The sequence below is a fragment of the Salicibibacter halophilus genome, from assembly GCF_006740705.1.
GTDB classification, from domain to species: Bacteria; Bacillota; Bacilli; order Bacillales; family Marinococcaceae; genus Salicibibacter; species Salicibibacter halophilus.
In genome coordinates, this window is record NZ_CP035485.1 from 355,523 (window position 1) to 377,008 (window position 21,486).

26 protein-coding genes and 1 pseudogene are annotated in these 21,486 nt (G+C 44.0%); 19 read left to right on the forward strand and 8 right to left on the reverse strand.

Annotated features, from left to right (window positions below; all coding sequences use genetic code 11):
* Positions 1 to 7: 7 nt before the first annotated feature.
* The 4 genes from EPH95_RS01785 to EPH95_RS19130 all read left to right on the forward strand — a co-directional run bounded on the left by EPH95_RS01785 (position 8) and on the right by EPH95_RS19130 (position 1,312).
* A complete protein-coding gene (locus EPH95_RS01785) occupies positions 8 to 280 on the forward strand; it encodes a glutaredoxin family protein (protein ID WP_142086818.1) in 273 nt (90 codons plus the stop codon).
* A 267-nt stretch (positions 281 to 547) separates the two neighbouring features.
* Complete coding sequence (gene copZ, locus EPH95_RS01790) at positions 548 to 754, forward strand: copper chaperone CopZ (protein WP_142086820.1); 207 nt, start codon at positions 548 to 550, stop codon at positions 752 to 754.
* Between the two features lie 61 nt (positions 755 to 815).
* Positions 816 to 1,100 (forward strand): metal-sensitive transcriptional regulator, encoded by a 285-nt coding sequence (locus tag EPH95_RS01795; RefSeq protein WP_142086822.1) that lies wholly within the window; start codon positions 816 to 818, stop codon positions 1,098 to 1,100.
* A 59-nt stretch (positions 1,101 to 1,159) separates the two neighbouring features.
* Positions 1,160 to 1,312: a hypothetical protein gene (locus EPH95_RS19130; protein ID WP_227004005.1), complete on the forward strand. Its 153-nt coding sequence runs from the start codon at positions 1,160 to 1,162 to the stop codon at positions 1,310 to 1,312.
* A gap of 476 nt (positions 1,313 to 1,788) precedes the next feature.
* On the opposite strand, the gene EPH95_RS01800 is transcribed toward EPH95_RS19130, so the two are convergent.
* The 4 genes from EPH95_RS01800 to EPH95_RS01815 all read right to left on the reverse strand — a co-directional run bounded on the left by EPH95_RS01800 (position 1,789) and on the right by EPH95_RS01815 (position 5,215).
* Complete coding sequence (locus EPH95_RS01800) at positions 1,789 to 3,078, reverse strand: ISL3 family transposase (protein ID WP_142086824.1); 1,290 nt, start codon at positions 3,076 to 3,078, stop codon at positions 1,789 to 1,791.
* 583 nt (positions 3,079 to 3,661) lie between these two features.
* Positions 3,662 to 3,928 (reverse strand): extracellular matrix/biofilm biosynthesis regulator RemA family protein, encoded by a 267-nt coding sequence (locus EPH95_RS01805; RefSeq protein WP_142086825.1) that lies wholly within the window; start codon positions 3,926 to 3,928, stop codon positions 3,662 to 3,664.
* Positions 3,929 to 4,128: 200 nt separating this feature from the next.
* On the reverse strand, positions 4,129 to 4,818 hold the full coding sequence (locus EPH95_RS19055) for a hypothetical protein (protein WP_193557000.1): 690 nt from the start codon (positions 4,816 to 4,818) through the stop codon (positions 4,129 to 4,131).
* Between the two features lie 127 nt (positions 4,819 to 4,945).
* Positions 4,946 to 5,215, reverse strand: coding sequence for a hypothetical protein (locus EPH95_RS01815; protein ID WP_142086827.1), 270 nt, complete (start codon positions 5,213 to 5,215; stop codon positions 4,946 to 4,948).
* Positions 5,216 to 5,545: 330 nt separating this feature from the next.
* Between EPH95_RS01815 and EPH95_RS01820 the strand changes: the two genes are divergently transcribed.
* The gene (locus EPH95_RS01820; protein WP_142086828.1) at positions 5,546 to 5,851 is read left to right on the forward strand and encodes a DNA primase; all 306 of its coding nucleotides are present in this window, start codon (positions 5,546 to 5,548) and stop codon (positions 5,849 to 5,851) included.
* A 449-nt stretch (positions 5,852 to 6,300) separates the two neighbouring features.
* Positions 6,301 to 7,593: a S8 family peptidase gene (locus EPH95_RS01825; protein WP_142086830.1), complete on the forward strand. Its 1,293-nt coding sequence runs from the start codon at positions 6,301 to 6,303 to the stop codon at positions 7,591 to 7,593.
* 706 nt (positions 7,594 to 8,299) lie between these two features.
* Here EPH95_RS01825 and EPH95_RS01830 read toward each other — a convergent pair.
* Positions 8,300 to 9,013 (reverse strand): cytochrome c oxidase assembly protein, encoded by a 714-nt coding sequence (locus tag EPH95_RS01830; RefSeq protein ID WP_142086832.1) that lies wholly within the window; start codon positions 9,011 to 9,013, stop codon positions 8,300 to 8,302.
* Positions 9,014 to 9,469: a DUF2243 domain-containing protein gene (locus EPH95_RS01835; RefSeq protein ID WP_142086834.1), complete on the reverse strand. Its 456-nt coding sequence runs from the start codon at positions 9,467 to 9,469 to the stop codon at positions 9,014 to 9,016. It abuts the gene before it with no gap.
* A gap of 582 nt (positions 9,470 to 10,051) precedes the next feature.
* Between EPH95_RS01835 and EPH95_RS01840 the strand changes: the two genes are divergently transcribed.
* From EPH95_RS01840 to EPH95_RS01870, 7 genes are all read left to right on the forward strand, one after another.
* The gene (locus EPH95_RS01840) at positions 10,052 to 10,582 is read left to right on the forward strand and encodes a gluconate 2-dehydrogenase subunit 3 family protein (RefSeq protein WP_227004006.1); all 531 of its coding nucleotides are present in this window, start codon (positions 10,052 to 10,054) and stop codon (positions 10,580 to 10,582) included.
* Positions 10,583 to 10,594: 12 nt separating this feature from the next.
* A complete protein-coding gene (locus EPH95_RS01845; RefSeq protein ID WP_142086837.1) occupies positions 10,595 to 12,265 on the forward strand; it encodes a GMC family oxidoreductase in 1,671 nt (556 codons plus the stop codon).
* A gap of 252 nt (positions 12,266 to 12,517) precedes the next feature.
* Positions 12,518 to 12,778 (forward strand): metal-sensitive transcriptional regulator, encoded by a 261-nt coding sequence (locus tag EPH95_RS01850; protein WP_114375738.1) that lies wholly within the window; start codon positions 12,518 to 12,520, stop codon positions 12,776 to 12,778.
* Positions 12,779 to 12,856: 78 nt separating this feature from the next.
* The gene (locus EPH95_RS01855) at positions 12,857 to 13,333 is read left to right on the forward strand and encodes a DsrE/DsrF/DrsH-like family protein (protein ID WP_142086839.1); all 477 of its coding nucleotides are present in this window, start codon (positions 12,857 to 12,859) and stop codon (positions 13,331 to 13,333) included.
* Between the two features lie 14 nt (positions 13,334 to 13,347).
* The gene (locus EPH95_RS01860; RefSeq protein ID WP_227004007.1) at positions 13,348 to 13,704 is read left to right on the forward strand and encodes a rhodanese-like domain-containing protein; all 357 of its coding nucleotides are present in this window, start codon (positions 13,348 to 13,350) and stop codon (positions 13,702 to 13,704) included.
* A gap of 98 nt (positions 13,705 to 13,802) precedes the next feature.
* Complete coding sequence (locus EPH95_RS01865; protein ID WP_142086841.1) at positions 13,803 to 14,933, forward strand: MBL fold metallo-hydrolase; 1,131 nt, start codon at positions 13,803 to 13,805, stop codon at positions 14,931 to 14,933.
* Between the two features lie 69 nt (positions 14,934 to 15,002).
* Positions 15,003 to 15,230, forward strand: a complete 228-nt coding sequence (locus EPH95_RS01870; RefSeq protein WP_142091442.1) for a sulfurtransferase TusA family protein — start codon at positions 15,003 to 15,005, stop codon at positions 15,228 to 15,230.
* Between the two features lie 331 nt (positions 15,231 to 15,561).
* Here the strand turns inward: EPH95_RS01870 and EPH95_RS19375 are convergent, their stop codons facing one another.
* On the reverse strand, positions 15,562 to 17,037 hold the full coding sequence (locus tag EPH95_RS19375) for a transposase (RefSeq protein ID WP_264371979.1): 1,476 nt from the start codon (positions 17,035 to 17,037) through the stop codon (positions 15,562 to 15,564).
* 263 nt (positions 17,038 to 17,300) lie between these two features.
* Here EPH95_RS19375 and EPH95_RS01880 point away from each other — a divergent pair, with 263 nt between their 5' ends.
* The 6 genes and pseudogenes from EPH95_RS01880 to EPH95_RS01895 all read left to right on the forward strand — a co-directional run bounded on the left by EPH95_RS01880 (position 17,301) and on the right by EPH95_RS01895 (position 20,738).
* Positions 17,301 to 17,690 carry a DUF302 domain-containing protein gene (locus EPH95_RS01880; protein WP_142086843.1) on the forward strand — a complete coding sequence of 130 codons (390 nt, stop codon included), beginning with the start codon at positions 17,301 to 17,303 and terminating at the stop codon, positions 17,688 to 17,690.
* Positions 17,691 to 17,919: 229 nt separating this feature from the next.
* Positions 17,920 to 18,837 carry a SulP family inorganic anion transporter gene (locus EPH95_RS19600; RefSeq protein ID WP_319592808.1) on the forward strand — a complete coding sequence of 306 codons (918 nt, stop codon included), beginning with the start codon at positions 17,920 to 17,922 and terminating at the stop codon, positions 18,835 to 18,837.
* Positions 18,834 to 19,184 carry a SulP family inorganic anion transporter gene (locus tag EPH95_RS19605; RefSeq protein ID WP_319592809.1) on the forward strand — a complete coding sequence of 117 codons (351 nt, stop codon included), beginning with the start codon at positions 18,834 to 18,836 and terminating at the stop codon, positions 19,182 to 19,184. Before EPH95_RS19600 ends, EPH95_RS19605 begins: the two co-directional genes overlap by 4 nt.
* 1 nt (position 19,185) lies before the next feature.
* Entirely contained in the window at positions 19,186 to 19,581 is a 396-nt protein-coding gene (locus EPH95_RS19610) for a sodium-independent anion transporter (RefSeq protein ID WP_319592810.1), read from the forward strand.
* A gap of 243 nt (positions 19,582 to 19,824) precedes the next feature.
* Positions 19,825 to 20,319 carry a GNAT family N-acetyltransferase gene (locus EPH95_RS01890; RefSeq protein ID WP_227004008.1) on the forward strand — a complete coding sequence of 165 codons (495 nt, stop codon included), beginning with the start codon at positions 19,825 to 19,827 and terminating at the stop codon, positions 20,317 to 20,319.
* A gap of 22 nt (positions 20,320 to 20,341) precedes the next feature.
* A pseudogene (locus EPH95_RS01895) lies at positions 20,342 to 20,738 on the forward strand (ASCH domain-containing protein).
* A 20-nt stretch (positions 20,739 to 20,758) separates the two neighbouring features.
* Here EPH95_RS01895 and EPH95_RS01900 read toward each other — a convergent pair.
* The gene (locus EPH95_RS01900) at positions 20,759 to 21,370 is read right to left on the reverse strand and encodes a CadD family cadmium resistance transporter (RefSeq protein ID WP_142086845.1); all 612 of its coding nucleotides are present in this window, start codon (positions 21,368 to 21,370) and stop codon (positions 20,759 to 20,761) included.
* Positions 21,371 to 21,486: the final 116 nt, after the last annotated feature.

The following is a 21,486-nucleotide window of genomic DNA, read 5'->3' on the forward strand; positions in this document are numbered from 1 at the left end:
GGTCAGTATGTATGAACTCGAACTGTATACCCATCCCCTTTGCTCGGACTGCAAGGATAGTAAGGCGTATTTGAATGAACAAAATGTGGCTTATACAGAGTACGACGTAAGCAAAGCACCCGAGAAAGAAGATGGCTTAAAAAAACAAACCGGATCTAGAGTAGTACCGGGTTTTGTTTTCACCCAAACATCACTGCTGGGAAAAATGAAAAAACCACTTGTCTTTACTGGATTCGAACGCAATGCGTCTGAGATAAAGTTGTTGGTTCAAAAGATGTGACTTTATCTACAAAACAATCGAAGGTTTTTAAGGAATTGGCCGCTCGACATCGAAAACTTATCTTTGCATACGCTCTTCCACATCATTTGGGAATATCCGTCGCTTTCTCCCACGCTCTGCTCGATACCAAGTAAAGGAGGGGATCGATGTGTAGGTATCATCGTATCATAGTCATCCATCTGTATAAAAACAGGAAGCGTTCATCACATGATTTTAATGCTTTACCAGGGTATAATATAATGGAAAGAACGAAAGGAGCAAGGAACCATGAAGGAAATGACATTAAACGTACAAGGGATGTCTTGTGGCCATTGCGTGAGTTCCATTGAGGGCAATGTCGGCAACCTCAATGGCGTCGACTATGTGAAGGTTCATTTGAATGAAGGAAAAGTAGACGTCACCTTTGACTCGAACAAGGTAGATTTGGAAGCCATTACGGAAGAAATTGAAGATCAAGGGTATGATGTAGCCTGAAAGGGAAGGGGTTGTGTATCATGCACAATCCCTATTCCCTAAATGAAAGGAGAAAAGGTATATGCCAACACATGAAAAAAGAACGGTTCAGCCAAACAAACAAGAATTACTCAATCGTTTGAAACGCATCGAGGGTCAAGTGCGTGGCGTGCAAAACATGATTGACGATGATAAATACTGTGTCGATATCCTCCATCAAATCTCGGCCATCCAATCAGCGATGAAAAAGGTCAGTATTTCGTTAATGGAAGATCATACTCATCACTGTGTAGCTAATGCGATCGAAAAAGGCGATAAGGAAGAGACGATAGAAGAGTTAATGGATGTTATGAAGCGAATGATGTGATGTTTGGTAGAAGAATTTTCGAAACGAAACAATGTAAATCTTTTCCTTTTTAATTAAGAATGAATCTCTTTTCGTGGTTTGGAAAAAACGAACGTTTTGGAAGCATAAAAACGAATGGAGGTAAGTATAAACAAATGGGATTTTATACATGCTTTTATGCACTGGAAATGAATGGTGAAACCTGTATGAACAATCTTTTTGCCATTGCATAAAGAAAGCCAAAACACATACACGCATGAAGGTTGATATAACAGGAGTTATGGTAGGTTATATGTTTACATAATCCACCTTGCCGGCAGTCGATTTGCATAGCGGTGTATAACGTATACGTGAATCCGTTTCCATATTTTAGGAAGAGCGCACGTCATGTGAGAGGTTCTGGCTCTTCCCCTGCTTGGTGTCTTTTCGCCCTGAGGTACTGGCAAATACACCCCATTTGTCTCCTTGGATAATGAGATATATTTATACATAACTACAATGACACTTTTAGACTGCACTAATATCTTACTTTAATTTTACATTTTGTTGATAATATTGGAAATTTATGCTATTTTTATTGCAGGTCTAAATAGATTAGGAGGATTAGTATGAAAAAAAAGTGGTTCTATCACAAATCACGGGATGGATGACAATATTCGACAATGAAGTCCCACACCTTGCTTTATAGAGCAAATTTTGTCGATAATCCTTAGGCTGCCGGTGGGTATTCTTCTTGATGGATTCTTTGTTCACACCGAGCTTGATATTTTCTCCATTTAAGGATCGCCTCTTTTTCTTCCTTCACCTGCATCCGAGCTTGAAGAGAGAATAACGAATAGCCAAACCCTTGTTGATTCATCGTGCGGAGTTGGTTGTTCTTCCCTTCGGTTTTGGCGTTGGATATACGATAGTGAAACCGATGGAGAATTTCCGGCAACCAATTCCAAATCGTCTTGAGAAGATCATCGAACGGCTCCAGGGAAGAGGCGATGACCTCTTTTTCCCACGCCCCTAAATGATCCAATGCTTCTTCCAGATCATTGCATTGATACAATTGGCGAAGTTTTTGATGCAGGCGCATGGCTTGAGCTAACGTCGGTGATGTTGTCTCCCAATGCTTCAGACGTTCTTGTTGTTCCGGGGTTAATTCTTCCGTTCGTTCAGCAAACAAGTCTTTGTCTTCTTTTAATGCCACCCGTTCTTCTTTGGTCAAAACATGTTGGACGCTTTTTCGCACATCGTCCAAGGCACGCGTCGAAGCTTGGATGACATGGAAGGCATCAATGACCACGATCGCTTGAGGGAGGGCGGCCTTAATCGCTGTCTGATAAGGCCTCCACATATCGATCGCAACCGCAATCACTTGTTCAGGTTGAGACAATTGGTTGAAAAGATCCATGACAGCTTCTTTGCGACGACTTTCATGTAACTCGAATAACTGGGGCCGCCATGGTACCGAGAGATCGTACATGACCAACCGATACTTGCCTTTTCCTTTGGCCAAACTGATTTCATCAAGGCCGATGAGCGCGGGGGTGGATCGATCCGAAATAGCTGGATGCTCTCCATGACATGCGCGTGCATGGACCCCAATAGTTTGACCACTGCGATCAAAGGCTTCTCCTACCGATTTGAAGGTACGGTCGGCCGTTGCAAATATCAGTGATTGCTTGGCTATCACCGACATTCGTTGATATGGTTTGAGCCAAGGTAATGGCTCCATAAACGTACGACAACAGGCATCACATATAAATCGACGATGGTTGAAATGATCAAAGATCGGTGTATCGTTGTGAGCGCCTGCAACCACTTGCTTCATGTGATGCTCATGCACTCGGGTTGTCCAGTACCCACAATCCGGACAACGTGTGCCTTCATTCAGTAACTGAAGGTAGCGATATAATCCTGGGTTCGGATAACCAAATGGAATTTCTTCTTGATGGATAATGGCAAAAGGGACTTCTTTACATTCATGGACCATGGTATAATGGGTAAGCATCCAAATCACCTTTCGTATGGGTTTTGTGGGTACTTATCCATTTCGACAGGTGATTTGGATTTTCCTGTTTTATCGGGTGTCGATTCATGTCCCCCGTAAATTGTTACTGAACCATTAAACATTACTATTCTTCATATCAATCTTACTTAAAAAAATTAACTTTATACGTATCGGTATCTACCACTGGATTATTTTTAATCTCTTTAATTTGGAGTATGTTAATCTAATCATACTTTATTATGATCTTATTAGGGGGGCGATTCCTATTTTTTCGGGCCATTTGCTTAAATTTTAGCCGATAATGTTTCAAGGATTTTCTGATTAGACAAGGTTTACAGCCTGATCGTACCATTTCGGGGTTTTGTGCAAAAACACTCAGATTTGGATGTATCGCAAACGTTATGTTGATCCATGCATCATAACCATTAGGCTGTCTCAGCACATAACGATATGTTTTGATAGTGTGAGCAGGGTAGCTGAGACAACCTTGGTTTATGGATATTGTGTCAAGATTCCAAAGATGTTATGCATGAAGATGAAGTCATAACAACAAAGGGTCCATTCCTTTGAACACCGGACCCATTCATTTAGGGTTTTCATGCGTCGTTTCTGATGTCTTTAATCGTCGAGCGATCGTCTCAGGTCGCACAGTGGATAATAGGATATGATCGCTATTGGTTCGGATGATACTTCTCGTTTTTCGTCCATTTGTAGCGTCAATAAGCCTATGCTGATTTCTTGCTTCATGAACCATGCGTTTCACGGGCGCTGAATCGACGGGGTCAATGGCAACGATGCGATGAGAAAAAGTAATATTTCCGAAGCCAATATCTATGGGGCTTGAACGCATGATATCCCTCTTTTATGTAGGATGTATTATGGTCAGTGTAACATTTTCTACAAATACATGATGATTATCTGGTGGGAAGGGAAACGAAAAAGAAATATGTACGGAGAGATCCGGGATGTGGATGATGAACGAGCACATCCCTTATAAATGTGCCCGTGTAAAATGGTCATCATCGATGGAAGGATGCAAGTGCGTTTTGGTCAGAAAGACCGATACTCCTGCGTTTCATGGTATAAGCTTTCCCATTGGTCATAGAGGCCCTGAGCCGTTTGAAAATCCATGGTTTCCAATGGGGAAGCTGCATGAACTTTTCCTTTGAGGTTGCGTAATTTCTGTTCCCATCCTTCCAGGTTTTTTTGATCAGCAACCTTGGCAAAGATAGGTTTCATTTGTTGCCAATGCCAATCAATATCATCACACCAAACGGCCATTTCCTCAAGCGTTTGGCTTTTTTCTTCCCGTTCTTCTCTTTCGTTTTCCATTTGTTGTTGCGCTTCTTTTAACGACTTTTCGGCTTTTTCTTGCCTAGTAATGATTCGTTGGATAAACGATGAAAAAGACGACGGGGCTTCATCCCTCATGACGTGGAGCCATCGCATAACGCCTTGATCTTCGCTTTGCGCATTCTCGATGCATGAACGTAAGGATTGAACAATGGAAGAAGGCTCTTTGGCTTCGTCCTTCATTAATCTTTTCGCAGAACCCACAGCCGTTACACGATGGTAGGATGCGGGAACTAAGTGCTCATGCATTTCCGGGTTGCCTTCGAGATCTTCCGTTTCCGGCATATAATACAGTTGGGTGCTCATGGAACAGACGATTTGTTGTTCATAAAGGCTTTCTCGCAAATGGTTGTAGATACCTGACCAATCATGATCTTGATGTTTCATTATTTTCCCCCATTTCGATGAGATATCAGCCTATCTTATGAAAGGAGCATTTGCTTTGTTCGGAGGATGGATGTTTTTACCCAATATCTCTCCGATGGTGTTCCCGATCGCGAATAAGCATCATTCTCTATTTCAATCCGAACATCTTTAATAAATGATTTCCTAGTTCATTTATGTGAGCAACGGATAAGAATGGGCGACATTCACAGAGGTAATCATGGATCACTTGCAAATGTTGGGCTTGTGTTCCTTGCTCTCTGTTCACTCTAATGACGATCTCTTTTACACTATCCTCTTTGAATTGTTGCCATGGACTTTTAGTGATTTCTTTTGAAAAGGTTTCAACGATAGGGTATCTTCGATGTCTTTTCACTTTCATGAAGGATCTCACGTTCATTTTCCCACCTCCAAAGGTTCGAAGGATTCCTGACTCTTCCATTTCCCCTTAGAAGTTACATGTAAAAGTCCTAAAGGAACGAAGGGCAACGAACGATTTGGCGTAAAGGCTTATCGTTGTCATCATGCCCCGTTTTTTCTCGGCGCTTAGGGAAAGAAGTCAAGGGTTGTTGATCGCTTTATCATTTGATTACAAGCCATTTTCATTTATATTTCTATTTTTTGGAAAAATATCAAAAAGAGGCGTATTCCATATACAGATGGTCCCTCCGTTGATATGATCCTCGTAGCAAATGAGGTTCATCATTTATCCATATGGGGGAATGTAATCATGAATAAGAAGCTGCTTTATGGTGCCCTTTCTGGCATCTTTTCCGTTGGTATGCTAGCCGCATGCGGAGATATGGAAGAAGATCCCGGAGCTGAAGATGAGGGAGTCCCGATGGATGGCGGCGAAGATGAAGGCGGCATGGAAGAAGACCCTGGAGCTGAAGATGAGGATGGCATGGAAGAAGATCCCGGACTTGAAGATGAAGATGGCACAGAAGAAGATTCCGGCATTGAAGATGAAGGTGACGGTGGCATAGAAGAAGATCCTGGAGCTGAAGATGAGGACGACGGCATGGACGACTTCTAGAGGGTGGTGCTCAAAGCAAGATGACGGTTTGATCCAGATGGCTTTGAGGCAGCTACACCTATAACATGCATCCCGGAACATTCCTGAGCGTAAGAATTTCCGGGATTTTTATGGTAAAAAAATATTGGCAAGCCCCCCTAAGCAATGGGTCCTTTTCCTTTTGTTCTTGGTGTTTGGGTTTGCATGTGCCGGGATGATTGCTGCCCCTCATACCATCAATGCTGGCGCTGACTTTCGAAAATAAAACGTCCACCCAGCAAGGCACTGAAACATGTTTCAGCACGGAGGTTTTGGGGAATAGCGAATCATAATCATCAAAATTATTCCAATAGATACAATATGAAACATATGAAGCTTTCCCTATCTTTGATTTAGATTCGTTTCGCGCTCTGGTGGACAAAGCATAACGGGTGATTGAACACGGATAGAAGAGAAAGGAGTAAAGGGATATGTTCAATTATGCTGCTAGGAATGTTGCCGGTTTATCCTTGATCGATGGTCATTTAAGAGAGGAGTTAAACGGAGCGGTCGCAGCGTCTGCGAAGATTTTCCCTGTTATGGTTCAATTTAAGACAGGGTGTTTGACCAGTGGTGTTCAATATTTGGAAAGCATCGTGAACACCTATGCACACTGTCAAGTGAACCGATCGTTTCCGCGTTTTTCGTTACAAGGCGGAACGCTCACAGCTGTAGCGCTTGAAGATCTTTGTTATAACTGCAAGGATGTTAAGAAAGTGTATCTTGATCGGACATTTAGTGTTAGCCTTGATACCGCTACCGAAACGACCAGAGCAAGCGATCTCCAAGAAGAAAGGGATGAAACCGGTGAAGGCGAAGGGGTGACGGTCGCCATTCTTGATACAGGGGTTCATCCGAGTCCAGATCTCATGGAACCTGAAGAGCGAATCATTGGCTTTAAAGATGTCATTGATGATCAGGAAGAACCCTATGACGATAATGGTCACGGGACCCACTGCGCCGGATGTGCAGCCGGGAATGGCCATCAATCCGATGGGGAATATACAGCGCCAGCTCCTAAAGCCAATATCGTCGGGGTCAAAGTCCTTGATAGGATGGGCGCCGGTTCCTTATCCAATATTATCGCTGGCGTCGATTGGTGTATCGAAAACCAAGAGGCCTACGACATCCGGATTTTATCCTTATCGTTAGGGAGCCCGGCCTCGGAACCTGAAGACGACGATCCGGTGGTGCAAGCGGTCGACCAAGCTTGGGATGAAGGGATGGTCGTATGTATCGCTGCTGGCAATGAGGGTCCCGGTGAAGGAACCATTGCTTCTCCGGGCATTAGTCCAAAGGTGATCACTGTGGGGGCTTTGGACGAACAAGGGACGCCTGATCGATCCGATGTAGATGTGGCTGACTTCTCGAGTCGAGGCCCAACCATTGATGGAGACACGAAACCAGATCTTCTTGCCCCTGGTGTGGAGATTACCGCTATACGTGCGCCGGATGCCTTTCTCGATCAAATGGAAAAGGCTAAACACATCAATGACGACTATATCTCGATGTCCGGGACATCGATGGCCACCCCCATTTGTGCAGGCGTGTGTGCGCAACTGTTAGAACGAAACCGTGAATGGGGGCCAGACGAGGTGAAGGAGCGATTACGTGAGGGAGCTGAAGATCTCGGTCTGGAAACCAACACCCAAGGGGAGGGTTTGCTAGATGCTGTTGCTAGTGACAACGATGATGCCAGGGACAATGACGATGACACCCAATAATTCTTGTTGGCTCGTCGTCCTTAAATGATAGAGGGATATGAATCAAAGGGCTGTGCCCAAGGATTTCTTGGGACACAGCCCTATCCCCCTTCAAAAGCATTTTTCGGGGAATAGCAACGAATGATCATCAAAATCATTCACATAAAGGCCATCGTATATCGTTTTGGACATGGCGTTCATGTCCCTCCATAAGCTCAAAAAAAAGCATAATGTCTCTCTGAATCAGAAAAGCGCGCGCATCAGGCATATTAGCTGCTCGGTCCCTTCGTGTATGGAGTCATTTCAGGGAATAAAGAATCGCCATGGGACGGATTTGTGCGTACGCAACCTATTGAACCGCCGTATTCGGGTCCTTACGCACGGTGGTGTAACGATGATTCAAGGATTGGATGCATTTACACATATGGCTATCCCTATACGTACGCATAGGACCAACCTTGTAACATAGACCTCCATGTATCCCCTTCCCCAAATAAATGGTTTTGATTCGTGGGTCGGAATCTTTATCATTTATGAGCAGGTCGCAACTATTGGATGAAAAGGTAAAAGAGAAATCTATGAGACGCCATGGTCCTTTGCAGGCTTATGAATGCTTTAGGTAATAGTAGTAGACCAAAATAAACGATGAAAAGCCGTAACCGAAGCGAAAAAGAATGAAGTGGTCATACAAAACTTCATGAAGTACATTGATTCATAAAGTTTTTTATTAAATGAAACGACGATACCAAAATAAACAGAATACACCAATCAGCACTGCATCCACCAGATCACCGCCATAATACATCAAAAGCGCTCCCTGCCGTGCATCAGCTGCTGAAACGCCCGGAATCGACTCCGCATAAATGATTTTCGCCAGCACTGCATGTGCAGCAAACCCAAGCACCATGACAGCCGCTCGCAAACGAAAACTAGAACGGTGAGGAGCAGGGTCAATATACAAAACCGACGTCGTGAACACAAACCCCGCCACGAACACATGCATATGCACCAATACACTGACGAGCATTGATATATGCATCCACTCAAAAAGGCTCGTCCGATACAAAATCCAAAGCCCCCCGAAGTTTAAACAAACAGTAACGACTGGGTGGGTGAGCAACTGTACGAGCCTAAGGCGTAAAGTTCTAGTTGCGATGCGAGCATGCCTTACAGGCAAGGCACGCAGCAGCAACGTCACCGGCGCGGCCAGTACGAGGAGCAATGGCGCAAGCATGCCAAGAAGCAAATGAACAACCATATGTATGGTAAAATCGGTGTGCCCATGCACATGAATCATACGGGCTAATAACATGGAAATGATGCCAAGCGTCCAGAAACCATATCGTTTGGAGGGCCAGGTGCGTAGGCGTGGGCACTGACTCGTTCGTATTCCGATCCAGGTGTAAAGTATAATAGTTAATAAAGCTGACAATACCGCCATCTACACGGATCCTTTTAGACGAGATTGTGTACGTATAATGAGAAATGTACCTCCAATAATCATAAGAACAGCAATGATATTCCAGACCCAGTCATACACTATGACATTTTCTACATAGCGAATCTGATGAAGTCTCATCCATTTATGTTGCGCAATGCCGTCATAAAGCTGAAACACTCCTCCTCCGAGCATCACACCTCCCCACCATCGCTTAAACCAGAAGCCATTTTTCTTCCTGAGACCGGCAAGCATAAATAAGGAAGCAATCGTCGCAAACCAGCTGAATGCATGAAAAAGCCCATCTGAAACAAGTCCCACTTCTGTTGTCAAACGGTCATAAAAATGATGCCAATGAAGAAGCTGATGAAACAAAGCTTCATCGATAAACGCGACCATACCAAGTCCAAACAAAATTCCTGACCAAAGATTAGTTCTAGGATCATTCACTAAAAGCATACCTCACTTTACCAGATTTAACCTTTATCATCTTCTGTAATGAGGATTTTTATGCCATATGACCAACGAACTTTTGCTCGAATGCACTTTTCTGTTATTGGGTTAAAGAATCAAAATTTTGGTTTTTAATGGCTTCCTATTACCTTTCATGAGAATTATATTCGCTTAAATAGCTATTCTCCCTAGGGGAAAATGTATCCTTTATTCTGTATATACAGTTATTTAATATTTATATTTGCATGTTTCTTTGAAAACAAGCATTGTATAAAAGCAGTCACCTATGCCGTTAGCAAAACGCGGAAATCATACGCTAAGCAACATTGATATAAATTTTCTGTCCTCGCATTTTATATCCTTTATTTTCTAAAATATAGTATAAATTTACATGTATAAATTTATCTTTAAATGGGGTCAGTCCGAGATACGTGCAAAATTAGGACATAGGATGGAAAATAATCTCATCCTTAAATTCACATGCCATTCGATCATTTTTCGTTAACCGGCCAGTGGCTAATAACAATCGTTATATACCTATGTGTTTTTACATAATTATTGATTGAAGACTACCATAAAAGGGGGGGGGTGAATATCATCCATTTAAGACCGGCTTACCAACGCGCTTCTCCGATAGAAGGGAAGCCTTTTAAATGTTTTTCTTTAGCCGAATGGGAACAGGGAGCACCGAAAGTGTCAAGTGTCGCCCCTCGACGTCCCTATTTCCCTGTCCCAACGCTACGAGCAGCTGTGGAGACGATTTTTCCCGGGGCCACAGAAGTCAAGGCCGACCGATATGTATTACACGCGTTGCGAACATTTGACCATGAAGACGTATTTGTTTATGAAGAAGGACTTGCCGAAATGAATCGTCTGTCTCATAAATATTTTCGGACCTTCTTTGAACATTTGGGCCAGCAACAACGAAATACGATTGTGAAACAGATCGAAGAAACAGAGTTTTTTGCCATATTGCGTCAACACACAATGGAGGGAATGTTCGCGGATCCCATTTATGGCGGAAATGATGGACAAAAGGGTTGGAAATTGATTGGGTTTCCCGGCGCCCGCTTGCATCCGATCACACATTTAAGTCGCGGCTGGAAGCCTTATGAGTGAAAGGAGGAAACTATGAGTAGCTATGATGCGGACGTTGTCATTGTTGGAAGTGGGTGTGCCGGAGGCATCCTCGCTCGAGAATTAACGGATGAGAACATTCATGTCATCGCCTTGGAACGGGGTCCTGATATTGATTCGAAACAGTACGCGATGGATGAATTAAAGTTTTCCATTCGGAGCCAAGTCTTGTGGGGGCCTCAAAGCGAACCGAGATATACGTGGCGGTCCCATGAAAAAAATAAAACCGAAAAAGTGATCACCGGTTGGAGCGGATGGGGGCCTGGAGGTGACCATTTGCATTGGGGCGCGCAATCATGGCGATTTCAACCGGCCACGTTTAGAGCGAAAAGTGTTTTTGGGCAGGTAGAGAACGGGGCGATGATGGATTGGCCGATTTCGTACGACGATTTAGAACCTTTTTATCAGAAATTCGAGGAGCGCATTGGCGTTAATGGCGATCATACCCTTGACCCTTATCATCCTCCACGTAAGAAAGGGTATCCGATGCCGCCCACTGTCCCGAATTATGCTACCCGTCACTTTATTGAAGCGGCTCGATCATTGAATTATCAACCTTTTCCGACGCCCGGGGCGATTAATTCAGTGGATTATGATGGGCGCCTGGCTTGTGGTTATTGCGGGTTTTGCCAAAGTTACGGCTGTGTTGTGGAAGCGAAAGGAGATGTTGGCTTAACGGAGATTCGCAAGGCACGGAAAAACCCGCATTTTGACCTGCGCTTTCATAGTCGCGCTTTTGAATTGACGGTTGATGATCATGGGCGCGCAAAAGGGGTCCATTATTTTGATCGCCATGGAATGGTTCAGCATGTGAGCGGCCGGATTGTGATCGTTGCCGCTAATTCGCTCGAATCGACACACTTAATGCTATTATCAAAATCAGCAACGTTTCCCAACGGGATAGCGAATAACAACGAGCAGGTGGGAAGCTATTTTCATCTGAGACCGATCTCGCAAGTGCTGGGTAAGTTTAAGGAACGGATGAATGCTTTTATTGGACCGACGCCCAGATGGGCCGTGAATCAATACGCCGATGATAACTTTAATCCGAAGGAATATGGAGAATCCTTTATCATGGGTGGCCTCATCACGGGCTCCGATCCCATTGGGTACGCCGGTCAGCCCATTTCTTTTTCGGAAGAGCCACCACCGGAAGGAATTTCAGATTGGGGGCAAAAATACCGTGACTTTATCGCTGAAGCGTATCCTAATCATTACACAACGAGGATTTTTCCGACTGAACCTCCGCAACTCGATAAGTTTGTAGACATCGATCCGACCGTGAAGGACTCACAGGGCATCTCTGTTCCGCGGGTAACATTTGATTGGCATCCGCAGACGAAACACCAACTTGCCTTTCTGCGAAGAAAGGGCGAAGAAATGTTAGAGGCTGGGGGAGCGACGAAAATCTGGGGAGGGCAGCTGGGAGATCCCTGGGAACTGAATACCCATGAAGGAGGCACGGTACGCATGGGTGAAGATCCCAAACAATCGGCGGTCAATCGTTTCTGTCAAACGCATGAAGTATCCAATTTGTTCGTTGTGGGATCCTCGGCCTTTCCGGTCATGGGAGGCTACAATCCGGGCGAGACCGTTGGCGCGTTAGCTTATTGGGTAGCTGATTATATCAAAAAAGAAGCGAGAGACGGTGATTTATTCGCTTGAAATAAAAAGGGGGGTACTCCTAGATACGTGTAACATCTACACGAATATTACATTATTTACCAGTAAAGCTGCCACCAGGTGAAAAGTAGATGTTTTTCGTCATGGGGTGGCGTGACAAGGGGGTACGGAAACGATTCGAGGATTGAGGGGCCGTACTGGAAATATTTCCATTTTAAAAATGAACCTATTGACATCATACCCCCAAGGGTATAAAATATAATTAAATTAAATGAAAGAAGCTGGTGATACTCAGTGGAATACAATGATCAGATGAAGAATCGAGTGAAAAGGATTGAAGGTCAACTTAAAGGCATATTGAAAATGATGGAAGAAAATAAAGACTGCAGAGATGTGGTAACACAATTATCGGCATCTCGGACAGCCATAGACAGAACAATGGGGTTAGTTGTGAGTGAAAATTTGATCGAGTGCGTCGAAAAAGCAAATGAAGAAGGAGAAGACACGCAAGAATTTGTGGATGAAGCCGTAAATTTACTAGTAAAAAGTCGATAATGATAGGTAATAAATTACCTATCAAAAATTTTTAGAATTAATATACCCATACGGGTAATGGTATATGAGGAGGATGGAATGACTCAAAAAAGGACGACGATTGTATTATTCAGTGGTGATTACGATAAAGCTATGGCCGCTTATATTATTGCTAACGGTGCAGCAGCATATGACCATGAAGTCACGATTTTCCATACGTTCTGGGGACTCAATGCACTACGAAAAAGCGAAAACATTAAAACCGACAAAGGTTTTTTAGAAAAAATGTTTGCGAAGATGATGCCACGAGGTACCGAAAAAATGGGACTATCAAAAATGCATTTTGCCGGTGTGGGACCAAAGCTGATCAAAAAGGTAATGAAAAAGCATCAAGCCTTGCCTCTTTCAGAACTAGTTGATATGGCGCATGACCAAGACGTGAAATTGGTTGCGTGTACAATGACAATGGATTTGCTCGGTTTACAGGAAACAGAGTTGCGCGAAGAGATTGATTATGCCGGTGTGGCAGCGTACCTTGCCGATGCCGAAGACGGCAATGTAAATTTATTCATTTAAAGGAGGCGATTGAATTGTCCGCCGTATTTGCCATTCTGTTTGTGGTTATTATGATTTTTTTCATTATGCAAATGAGCCCGATAGGCGTAAAGCAAATGGATACGGACGAACTGCGAACGAAGCTACAAAATAAGGAAGTACAGTTACTCGATGTACGTACAGAAAACGAATTTGCCGGTCATAGCATTCGTGGGGCGAAAAACATTCCCTTGCATACGCTCAAAAAACGGATCATTGAATTAAATCCAAGCATCGAAACCGCCGTTATCTGTCAAAGTGGCATGAGAAGTTTAAAAGCATCAAAGCTGTTGCAAAAACACAATTTCATAAATGTGAAGAACGTTCGAGGGGGGATGAACAATTGGAAGTAGATTATTTGGGGAGCCGCAGTGACCTGGCAGCCCAAAAATTGAATTTGCTAAAGACGCTGATGTGTCACTTACATTTTAATCCAAGGAGGTAATGGCGTATGTCCCAAAGCATAGCAACAAAAGAACTTGCACGTCGCATTGTAAATCAGGAAGAAACTTTCATCCTTGACGTTCGGAATACGGATGATTTTGATGATTGGAAGATAGAAGGGGAAAGCGTTGAAATTATCAATGAACCTTACTTCAACTTGATGGATGGTGTCGATGCCCTCGCAGGAAGAATAAACAAAAATCAGGAAGTCATTGTCGTCTGCGCGAGAGGTAATTCTTCCAAAATGGCTGCTGAAACGATGGAAGAAGCAGGCTTTACAAATGTTTATGATCTGGAAGGCGGAATGCAATCTTGGAGTCAACATTTGGAGCCGGTCAAAATAGCGGACTTGAGTGAAGGTGGCAGCCTTTATCAATTTGTCCGCCTCGGTAAGGGTTGTCTGTCATATATGGCAGTTTCTGAACAAGAAGCAGCGGTGATCGATGCCAACCGGATGACGGATGTTTATGAACGTTTTGCTCAAAAGAAAGGTGTCACCATTAAGCATACGATCGACACCCATCTTCATGCTGACCATATTTCAGGTAGTCGTCAACTGGCCGAAAATACTGGCGGATCGTATCATTTACCGCCGAAAGATGCCGGTGAAGTCACGTTTGACTATAAACCATTGGAAGAAGATCACGATATCACCGTTGGCAATACCACTATTAAGGTACACCCGCTTTACTCCCCTGGGCACACCATTGGAAGCACATCGTTGATCATCGATCAACAATACTTGCTGACAGGAGATATTCTGTTCCTGAAATCCATCGGACGTCCGGACTTGGCCGGAAAGGCTGATGATTGGGTCGGTGACTTGCGTGAGACACTGTATAGTCGTTATAAGAAGCTATCTGATGAGCTGATCGTATTGCCTGCCCATTATTCATCTGTAGAAGAGCTGGGTGAAGACGGCAGTGTTCAGGCAAAGCTTGTTGACTTGTATCAGCGTAACGCAGGATTGCAAGTGGAAGATGAACAATCATTCCGGGATATGGTGACCGAGAATCTGCCACCGCAGCCAAATGAGCACGAGACGATCCGCCAAACCAATATGGGAAAAATAAACCCGGAAGTCGAAGAACAACGTGAAATGGAAACGGGACCAAACCGTTGTGCCGTAAATGCTTAAGATACTGGTGTAAGGCTCATGTCAATTGTAGGAATATAAAATTGCAATCAAAATGAGGAGGAACTTATGATGGAAGCAGCAAAAGTATTAGATGCAAAAGGGATGGCATGTCCGATGCCGATTGTGAAAACAAAAAAAGCCATCGAAGGTATTGAATCAAATGAAATTCTGGAAATCCATGCAACGGATAAAGGTGCCAAAAGCGACTTGGTTGCCTGGACAAAATCCGGTGGCCATGAGTTGGTTGATGAAGCAGAAGAAGAGGGCGTATTGAAATTTTGGATTAAAAAAGCTTAAGAGGAACCGGGGGCTGGGGCAAGACAAAAATGTTTAACCCTAAAAACGAACCATGAACGGTGGTAACGGAGGAAAGCGAAGGATATTTCCGTGCGGGTCTACACCCATCATGTTTGGATTTTTATTTGATCAAACATTTTTGTCCCTGCCTCTTCCCTTTAGTTTTATCTAAATTCAAATGCGAACTCAATACACTATGCATAGCCTCTCGGAATTCGTAAGCCAAAAAAGGGGGTAGCGCCAAAATCTGAGCTGGAAATAATGATAATGAAAACCATTTTCAAAAAAGGGCACACTTAACTAAGGTGCGGTCGGGGCATTTTTAAAAAATTTACGCGGCTGCCGGACAGATGTCTTTCTTAAGTAGATCCCACTCCCCTTTTTGGCTAGCGTGCCAAGCGTCGAGATGTTGGCAGATCATAATGCCATAAATGCGCATATACCACATCATGGTTGAACGATGCCGGCCTGATTCCAAGTGATAATCCACTTTCTCGCGTTTGTTCGTGCGCTCACTGGATGTGCGTGTGTTATAAATCAGCTCCCACGCTTTGGAATCCCTTGGGGTGTTGGGAAACAAGCGAGGATCATCTTGGGTGCGTGTGTAATAGGTTCGACCGTATTTGGCATCGGAACATACACAATTAGGAGAACAACGCCACTTACGGCGGTGCCGAGCTTTGTCATAGCCATTGGGCTTCATTTCGTTCCCTTTCGGACAAATGGGAATGCCTTCCGGAGAGATCTGAATATCACTGTCCGTTTCGATGTTCTTTTTGCTTCGGTTGTTCAAATCGATAAAAGGCTCGATCTCTTGGTGAATCAAAAGTTCGTAGATGGCATGGGCATCATGCGCGGCATCAAGAATCATCCGGCGGGTCGTGCCCAAGGTGAAACGTTGCTGGAATTCAACCGAGCTGGCGACCAGGCTGACGGCATCATGTCGGGAAGCCGGCTGCAATCGCGGATACACAGGCAAATCGTAAGGGCTATCGGCGGCGGTGAACATGTAGAGGTGATAGCCGTTAAAGTAGCACTCCCGAGAGCTATCCCATCCCGCGTCACAATCGGGCTGGGAATAGTAGCGATGATGGTTGCATTCAGTTATACCACGGGCACGACAATCACATGTGGCTTTGCTTCGGCGATAGGCTTGAGTGACAAGGGGTGTGCCGTCCCCGGCAACACTAAGATGGTCGGCATCGCCGAGCAAGCCCAGCTCTTTGGAAACACTCAAAATGTTCGTTTCGAAGAAATGGAAGAGCCGATCACCGGGCAATTCGACGTGCACGTCCATATAACGTAACAAAAACGTGACTAAACGCTGGACTCTTCCCGGTCTCATAGGGGTTTTCTCCCCCTTCTTGTTCTTGGGTTTTTGCTTTTTCTTCTTTTTCTTGGGCTGTTTGTTGGGTTTGATGTTTTTATCTGCCATCGGCCACAACCGTCGGAAGAAGTCATAGAACGTTCCGAGCCCAGGGATATCATCCGGCGAAAACCCACTGAGGATGGCATAAATAGGCGTTCGCATCATGATGTTCACCCATTCTGTCAGCCCTTTTTCTGGATTCGTAAACAAGTAGACGAGATAGGAGCGCAGCATCGAGGCTGGATCGCGTGGTTCAGGCCCACGGTTCGAATAAGTCGCCCGTAGTTGGGTGGTGATACCGGATAGATCAGCCTGCCAGCATTTTAAGATTAAAGGCCAGTCGGCGTTCACGAACAAGATCGCGCGTCCATAACGGGCGTGGAGTTGTTCCATGACGAATTGTTGGTAATCAGTATGCGGAATAAACGTCGGTTTCAAATGAAACCCCCCAATGATCGTAGTAAGGGAAAAAACGTTCCCTTCACGGCGATTATGAGGGTGGTTAGAAAAAGCCAAGTGCTTTTAGACCTAAATATTAAAGGAATTTCAATATGCATATTTCCAGTTACAGGTCGAGCGAAAATGAAAAAAATCCTCCCGAAAGAGGGAGGATAGCCAATCAGGTGAGCCAAGGAAACCCTTGTCACACCAGCATCGGTGAATTCCGAGAGCCTATTATGCCTTAAAGGGAGGGGTCCATCATGTTTCATTATACCGTTGAAACGAATAAATCTGTGAACGAAGCAGTGAGCGCGTTGGAAACCGCATTGCAAGAAGAAAAGTTTGGGGTGCTGTGGGATTTCGATATTAAGGAGACGTTGGAGAATAAAGGATTTGATTATGACCGGGATTACAGAGTACTTGAAGTTTGCAATCCAAAAGCAGCAAAAGACGCTTTAACACAAAATCATATGATCGGTTATTTTCTCCCGTGTAAAATCGTTGTCTACACCGATCAAGGGAAGACAAAAATCGGAATGCCGAAGCTAACAACACTCATTGCTCTGATAGAGGATGATTCCCTCGACACTTTTGCAGAAGATATTGAAGCCAGACTGATATCCTGCATAGACCAATCCGTAAATGAATAAAGACTGCCACACAATATGTGATGTTAAACGATCAGGGATGGAACTTACAGGACCGAGACACTTCTATCCCTGAAAAGTTATTCGCACATAGATTTCATCCTCGGCCTCCCCTCTCAGCATTGACAGAAATCGATCCACTTTCTAATATACTGATTTCGGTATATTGTGATGAAACCCAAATTCGAATGATATAGAAGGTAAACTAACTGTTGAGAAGGGGAGAAAGCATGTGTTAAAAAAAATGATCCCTGCCCTGGATTGGATGCGCCATTATAAAAAGTCCGATTTAAGCGGGGACTTGTCAGCCGGGTTAATCGTAGCCGTAATGCTTATCCCCCAGGGGATGGCATATGCAATGCTTGCCGGTCTGCCTCCGGTTGTTGGTCTATATGCGTCAACGATCCCATTAATTATCTATGCATTGTTTGGTACGTCCCGACAACTCGCTGTCGGGCCGGTTGCAATGGTCTCTTTACTAGTGCTGACCGGGGTATCGACGGTTGCCGAACCGGGTACAAGTGAATATATTTCATTAACGCTATTACTCATGTTAATGGTAGGTGTGAGTCAATTTCTGATGGGGATATTGCGACTTGGATTTTTGGTCAATTTTTTATCCCATGCGGTTATTAGCGGTTTTATGACCGCAGCAGCCATTATTATCGGGATCAGTCAGCTAAACGATTTCATCGGCGTTGATTTGAAAGCTGATCATGCACTGATGCGGGTTTGGGAAGCCATGATGCGAATCACGGAAATCAATCCTGTCACGCTTGCTATAGGGATCGGGAGTATTGGTCTTCTTATTCTTTTTAAAAAATATGTTCGTAAAATACCGGGCCCGATCGTGGTAGTCGCCGTAAGTATTTTAATCGTTTCGCAATTAAACTTGGAAGGATTGGGTTTGTCCATCGTCGGAAATATCCCTCAAGGTTTGCCGGAATTTTCAATCCCGGCTTTAAGTATCGATGCAGTCATCGCATTGCTACCGATGGCTTTAACGATATCATTCGTCGGTTTTATGGAATCAATTGCAATGGGGAAATCACTTGCCGCTAAAGAAAAATACAAGATCGAGCCAAACAAGGAATTGGTTGGATTAGGGCTTGCTAACGTAGGGGTTCTTTCTTTTCAGCTTATCCGGTGACCGGAGGGTTTTCCCGTTCAGCTGTCAACTATGAATCCGGGGCAAGAACGCCATTGGCTTCCATCATTACGGCGGTCTTGATTCTCCTAACCCTATTGTTCTTTACCGGTTTTTTCTACTACCTGCCTCATGCGGTATTGGCAGCGATTATTATAGTGGCGGTCTATGGATTAATCGATATAAAAGAAGTTAAGCACTTATTTAAAATACGCAGTGTCGATGGTTGGACATGGATCATTACCTTTGCCGCAACCCTTGTCATTGGCATTGAGCAAGGTATTTTAATCGGGGTGGCATTTTCTATTAGTCATTTTTATTGCAAGAAGTGCGTATCCGCATGTAGCTGAATTGGGGGTATTTGCCGCAAAAAATGTTTTTCGTAACATAAAACGTTATCCGGAAGCAGAAGTGGATCCGCAAATAATGATTTTTAGAGTCGATGCTTCTCTCTATTTTGCAAACATGACCTTTTTAGAGAATAAATTACAGGAGCGTATAGCTGAAAAACCTGATATAAAATGGATTATTCTAGACTTCTACGGGGTGAATGCCATAGACGCGGGAGCGATTCATTCGCTTGAAGAAATCATGGAATCATGGAGGCAAGGAGATATTAAGTTCTTGCTTGCCGGAGTAAAAGGCCCGGTTATGGACCTTTTGAAGAAAGCAGAATGGGATGATAAATATGGAGAGCAATTCCAATATGTATCCGTGGAGGATGCACTGAGAGGAATCGGAAAATAGAGGAATGTAGGGGCAAGTGTCCCCACAGCGGGGAGTCGGGAAAAGATTCCCGACATGCTTGTGAAAGAATTTTGACGTTTGCATTAGTAATATGGAGCGTAAACCAATGGACACCTTGAGAAGGAACGTTCACAATTCAATTATTCAAAAAAATAATTGAATAGATTAAATTAGTTTTATAGGAGAGGAGTCATTATCAAATGGCCGGAGAATTGATTCAATCTTCTTAAGGAGGAGGTTCGTTTGGCTGTAGATATTATGAAACCCCGTGCGGAACATGTTTCCGGAATTGCCCATGTTTGTGCCAAGGGTTGGCAGCAAACGGTCGATGGAATTTTGAGTGCCAGGTATCAAAAGAAAAATATGGCGTTTTGGTACAACCATGACAAGGTGCGTACGGATATTACGACTGGTGTCTATTCTCATGTGGCGATCGTTGATGGTGAGGTTGTCGGAGCAATTGGTGGAGCAAAGACTGAACCAGAACGAGGAGATGTGTTTGTTTTGTATGTCGATGAAGCCTATCGCTATCAAGGAACCGGACGTCGCCTGCTCGCAGCTCTCACAGAGGAACAGGTGGCTAATGGTGCAAGTGAACAGTGGGTGTCGGTTGAAAAAGGAAATTGGCGAGGCATTCCTTTTTATGAAGCGAGGGGCTTTGAGCTTCAAGGAGAACAAAAAAAGATGACGGACACCGGAGAAGCACATACGAACCTGAACTTCAGACGGGTTATTTAGGTTATACGATGGAGAGGAAATGATGGATCAGATTGCCCTGAATTATTGGAGCGAATATTGGGAAGGTCGGGAACAACCGCAGTCCGTTAGCGCATATCCATTCAGAGCTGAGCCTGACTATATTGCACAATTAGTTGTTGATGGCGTTAAAACTGCAACATGTTCTGGATATATGTTTTATGAAATGGATAATGAACCGCTGCCAACAACAGAGGATTACAGTATTATTTTAGATAGCAATGACGAGCCTGTAGCAATCATAAAGACAGTGGAAGTAATGATTACTCCGATGAATGAGGTAACCGAATCGTTTGCTTTTGCAGAAGGTGAAGGTGATAGGAGCTATCGGTTGCGAATTTTCCGAGGACATGCTCCTCGTTTGTGAACGTTTCCGTTTAATTGATGTGAAAAATAGTTAAGGATAAAGGCTGAAGTGCTATTAGCTCGAAAAGAGCACATGAAAGACGCCATTTTCTACCATAATGTAAACCCCTAAACCGATGAAGACAACGGGAACGAGCCAGCGTTCATATTTCTCAATTTTTTCCGAGATTAACCGCACATTTGCCAAACGATAACTGACATAACATAAAACTCCGACCATGATAAAAAAGACGATCGCGACCACAGGTATTTCGATCATATCTAAGGTTGTAAAATAAGGGATGTAAACGGCAAAGTCATCGGCACTTGACGCTAATACGATAAACGTCACGGTCAAAAATAACTGTTTAAATCGACCGGACGACAACAGCGATAAAATATCACTTTCTTCAGCCTCTTCTCCTCCTTTGACCCAAATCTTTACTCCTAAATATATCGGCACAAGCCCTAGCAAGCCAACGATCCATTGTTGAGGGATAAAAATCGTGCCAAGAGCGGCCAATAAGCTGACACTTATGATAATCGCCGTGCCTAAATACTGACCGATCACGATATGTTTCAGTTGGTTTTTTTTGATTGTTTGCGAAAAAAGGATGATTAATAAGACCAGATAATCGATCGCTGTCGCGACATACGCGGCGATTGCCGTTAAAATCGTGACCCCCATATAAACAACTCCGTTTTAAGATACTGTCACGCGCCACAATCATAACATTGACAAACCTCGTCCGTACAATTGTACGCTGAATAGTGCTTGCCATTGTTGCATCTTTGCCTTAATGT

What these genes read in the sequence shown, in the direction of transcription:
- EPH95_RS01805 (WP_142086825.1), bottom strand. Translation starts at nt 3,928, where the DNA reads ATGCGTTCAAGCCCCATAGATATTGGCTTCGGAAATATTACTTTTTCT.
- EPH95_RS01815 (WP_142086827.1), bottom strand. Translation starts at nt 5,215, where the DNA reads ATGAACGTGAGATCCTTCATGAAAGTGAAAAGACATCGAAGATACCCT.
- EPH95_RS01900 (WP_142086845.1), bottom strand. Translation starts at nt 21,370, where the DNA reads ATGGGGGTCACGATTTTAACGGCAATCGCCGCGTATGTCGCGACAGCG.
- EPH95_RS01865 (WP_142086841.1), top strand. Translation starts at nt 13,803, where the DNA reads ATGTCCCAAAGCATAGCAACAAAAGAACTTGCACGTCGCATTGTAAAT.
- EPH95_RS19055 (WP_193557000.1), bottom strand. Translation starts at nt 4,818, where the DNA reads ATGAAACATCAAGATCATGATTGGTCAGGTATCTACAACCATTTGCGA.
- EPH95_RS01795 (WP_142086822.1), top strand. Translation starts at nt 816, where the DNA reads ATGCCAACACATGAAAAAAGAACGGTTCAGCCAAACAAACAAGAATTA.
- EPH95_RS01800 (WP_142086824.1), bottom strand. Translation starts at nt 3,078, where the DNA reads ATGCTTACCCATTATACCATGGTCCATGAATGTAAAGAAGTCCCTTTT.
- EPH95_RS01785 (WP_142086818.1), top strand. Translation starts at nt 8, where the DNA reads ATGTATGAACTCGAACTGTATACCCATCCCCTTTGCTCGGACTGCAAG.
- EPH95_RS01870 (WP_142091442.1), top strand. Translation starts at nt 15,003, where the DNA reads ATGGAAGCAGCAAAAGTATTAGATGCAAAAGGGATGGCATGTCCGATG.
- EPH95_RS01855 (WP_142086839.1), top strand. Translation starts at nt 12,857, where the DNA reads ATGACTCAAAAAAGGACGACGATTGTATTATTCAGTGGTGATTACGAT.
- EPH95_RS01880 (WP_142086843.1), top strand. Translation starts at nt 17,301, where the DNA reads ATGTTTCATTATACCGTTGAAACGAATAAATCTGTGAACGAAGCAGTG.
- EPH95_RS01830 (WP_142086832.1), bottom strand. Translation starts at nt 9,013, where the DNA reads ATGGCGGTATTGTCAGCTTTATTAACTATTATACTTTACACCTGGATC.
- EPH95_RS19130 (WP_227004005.1), top strand. Translation starts at nt 1,160, where the DNA reads ATGAATCTCTTTTCGTGGTTTGGAAAAAACGAACGTTTTGGAAGCATA.
- EPH95_RS01820 (WP_142086828.1), top strand. Translation starts at nt 5,546, where the DNA reads ATGAATAAGAAGCTGCTTTATGGTGCCCTTTCTGGCATCTTTTCCGTT.
- copZ (WP_142086820.1), top strand. Translation starts at nt 548, where the DNA reads ATGAAGGAAATGACATTAAACGTACAAGGGATGTCTTGTGGCCATTGC.
- EPH95_RS01835 (WP_142086834.1), bottom strand. Translation starts at nt 9,469, where the DNA reads ATGCTTTTAGTGAATGATCCTAGAACTAATCTTTGGTCAGGAATTTTG.
- EPH95_RS01825 (WP_142086830.1), top strand. Translation starts at nt 6,301, where the DNA reads ATGTTCAATTATGCTGCTAGGAATGTTGCCGGTTTATCCTTGATCGAT.
- EPH95_RS01845 (WP_142086837.1), top strand. Translation starts at nt 10,595, where the DNA reads ATGAGTAGCTATGATGCGGACGTTGTCATTGTTGGAAGTGGGTGTGCC.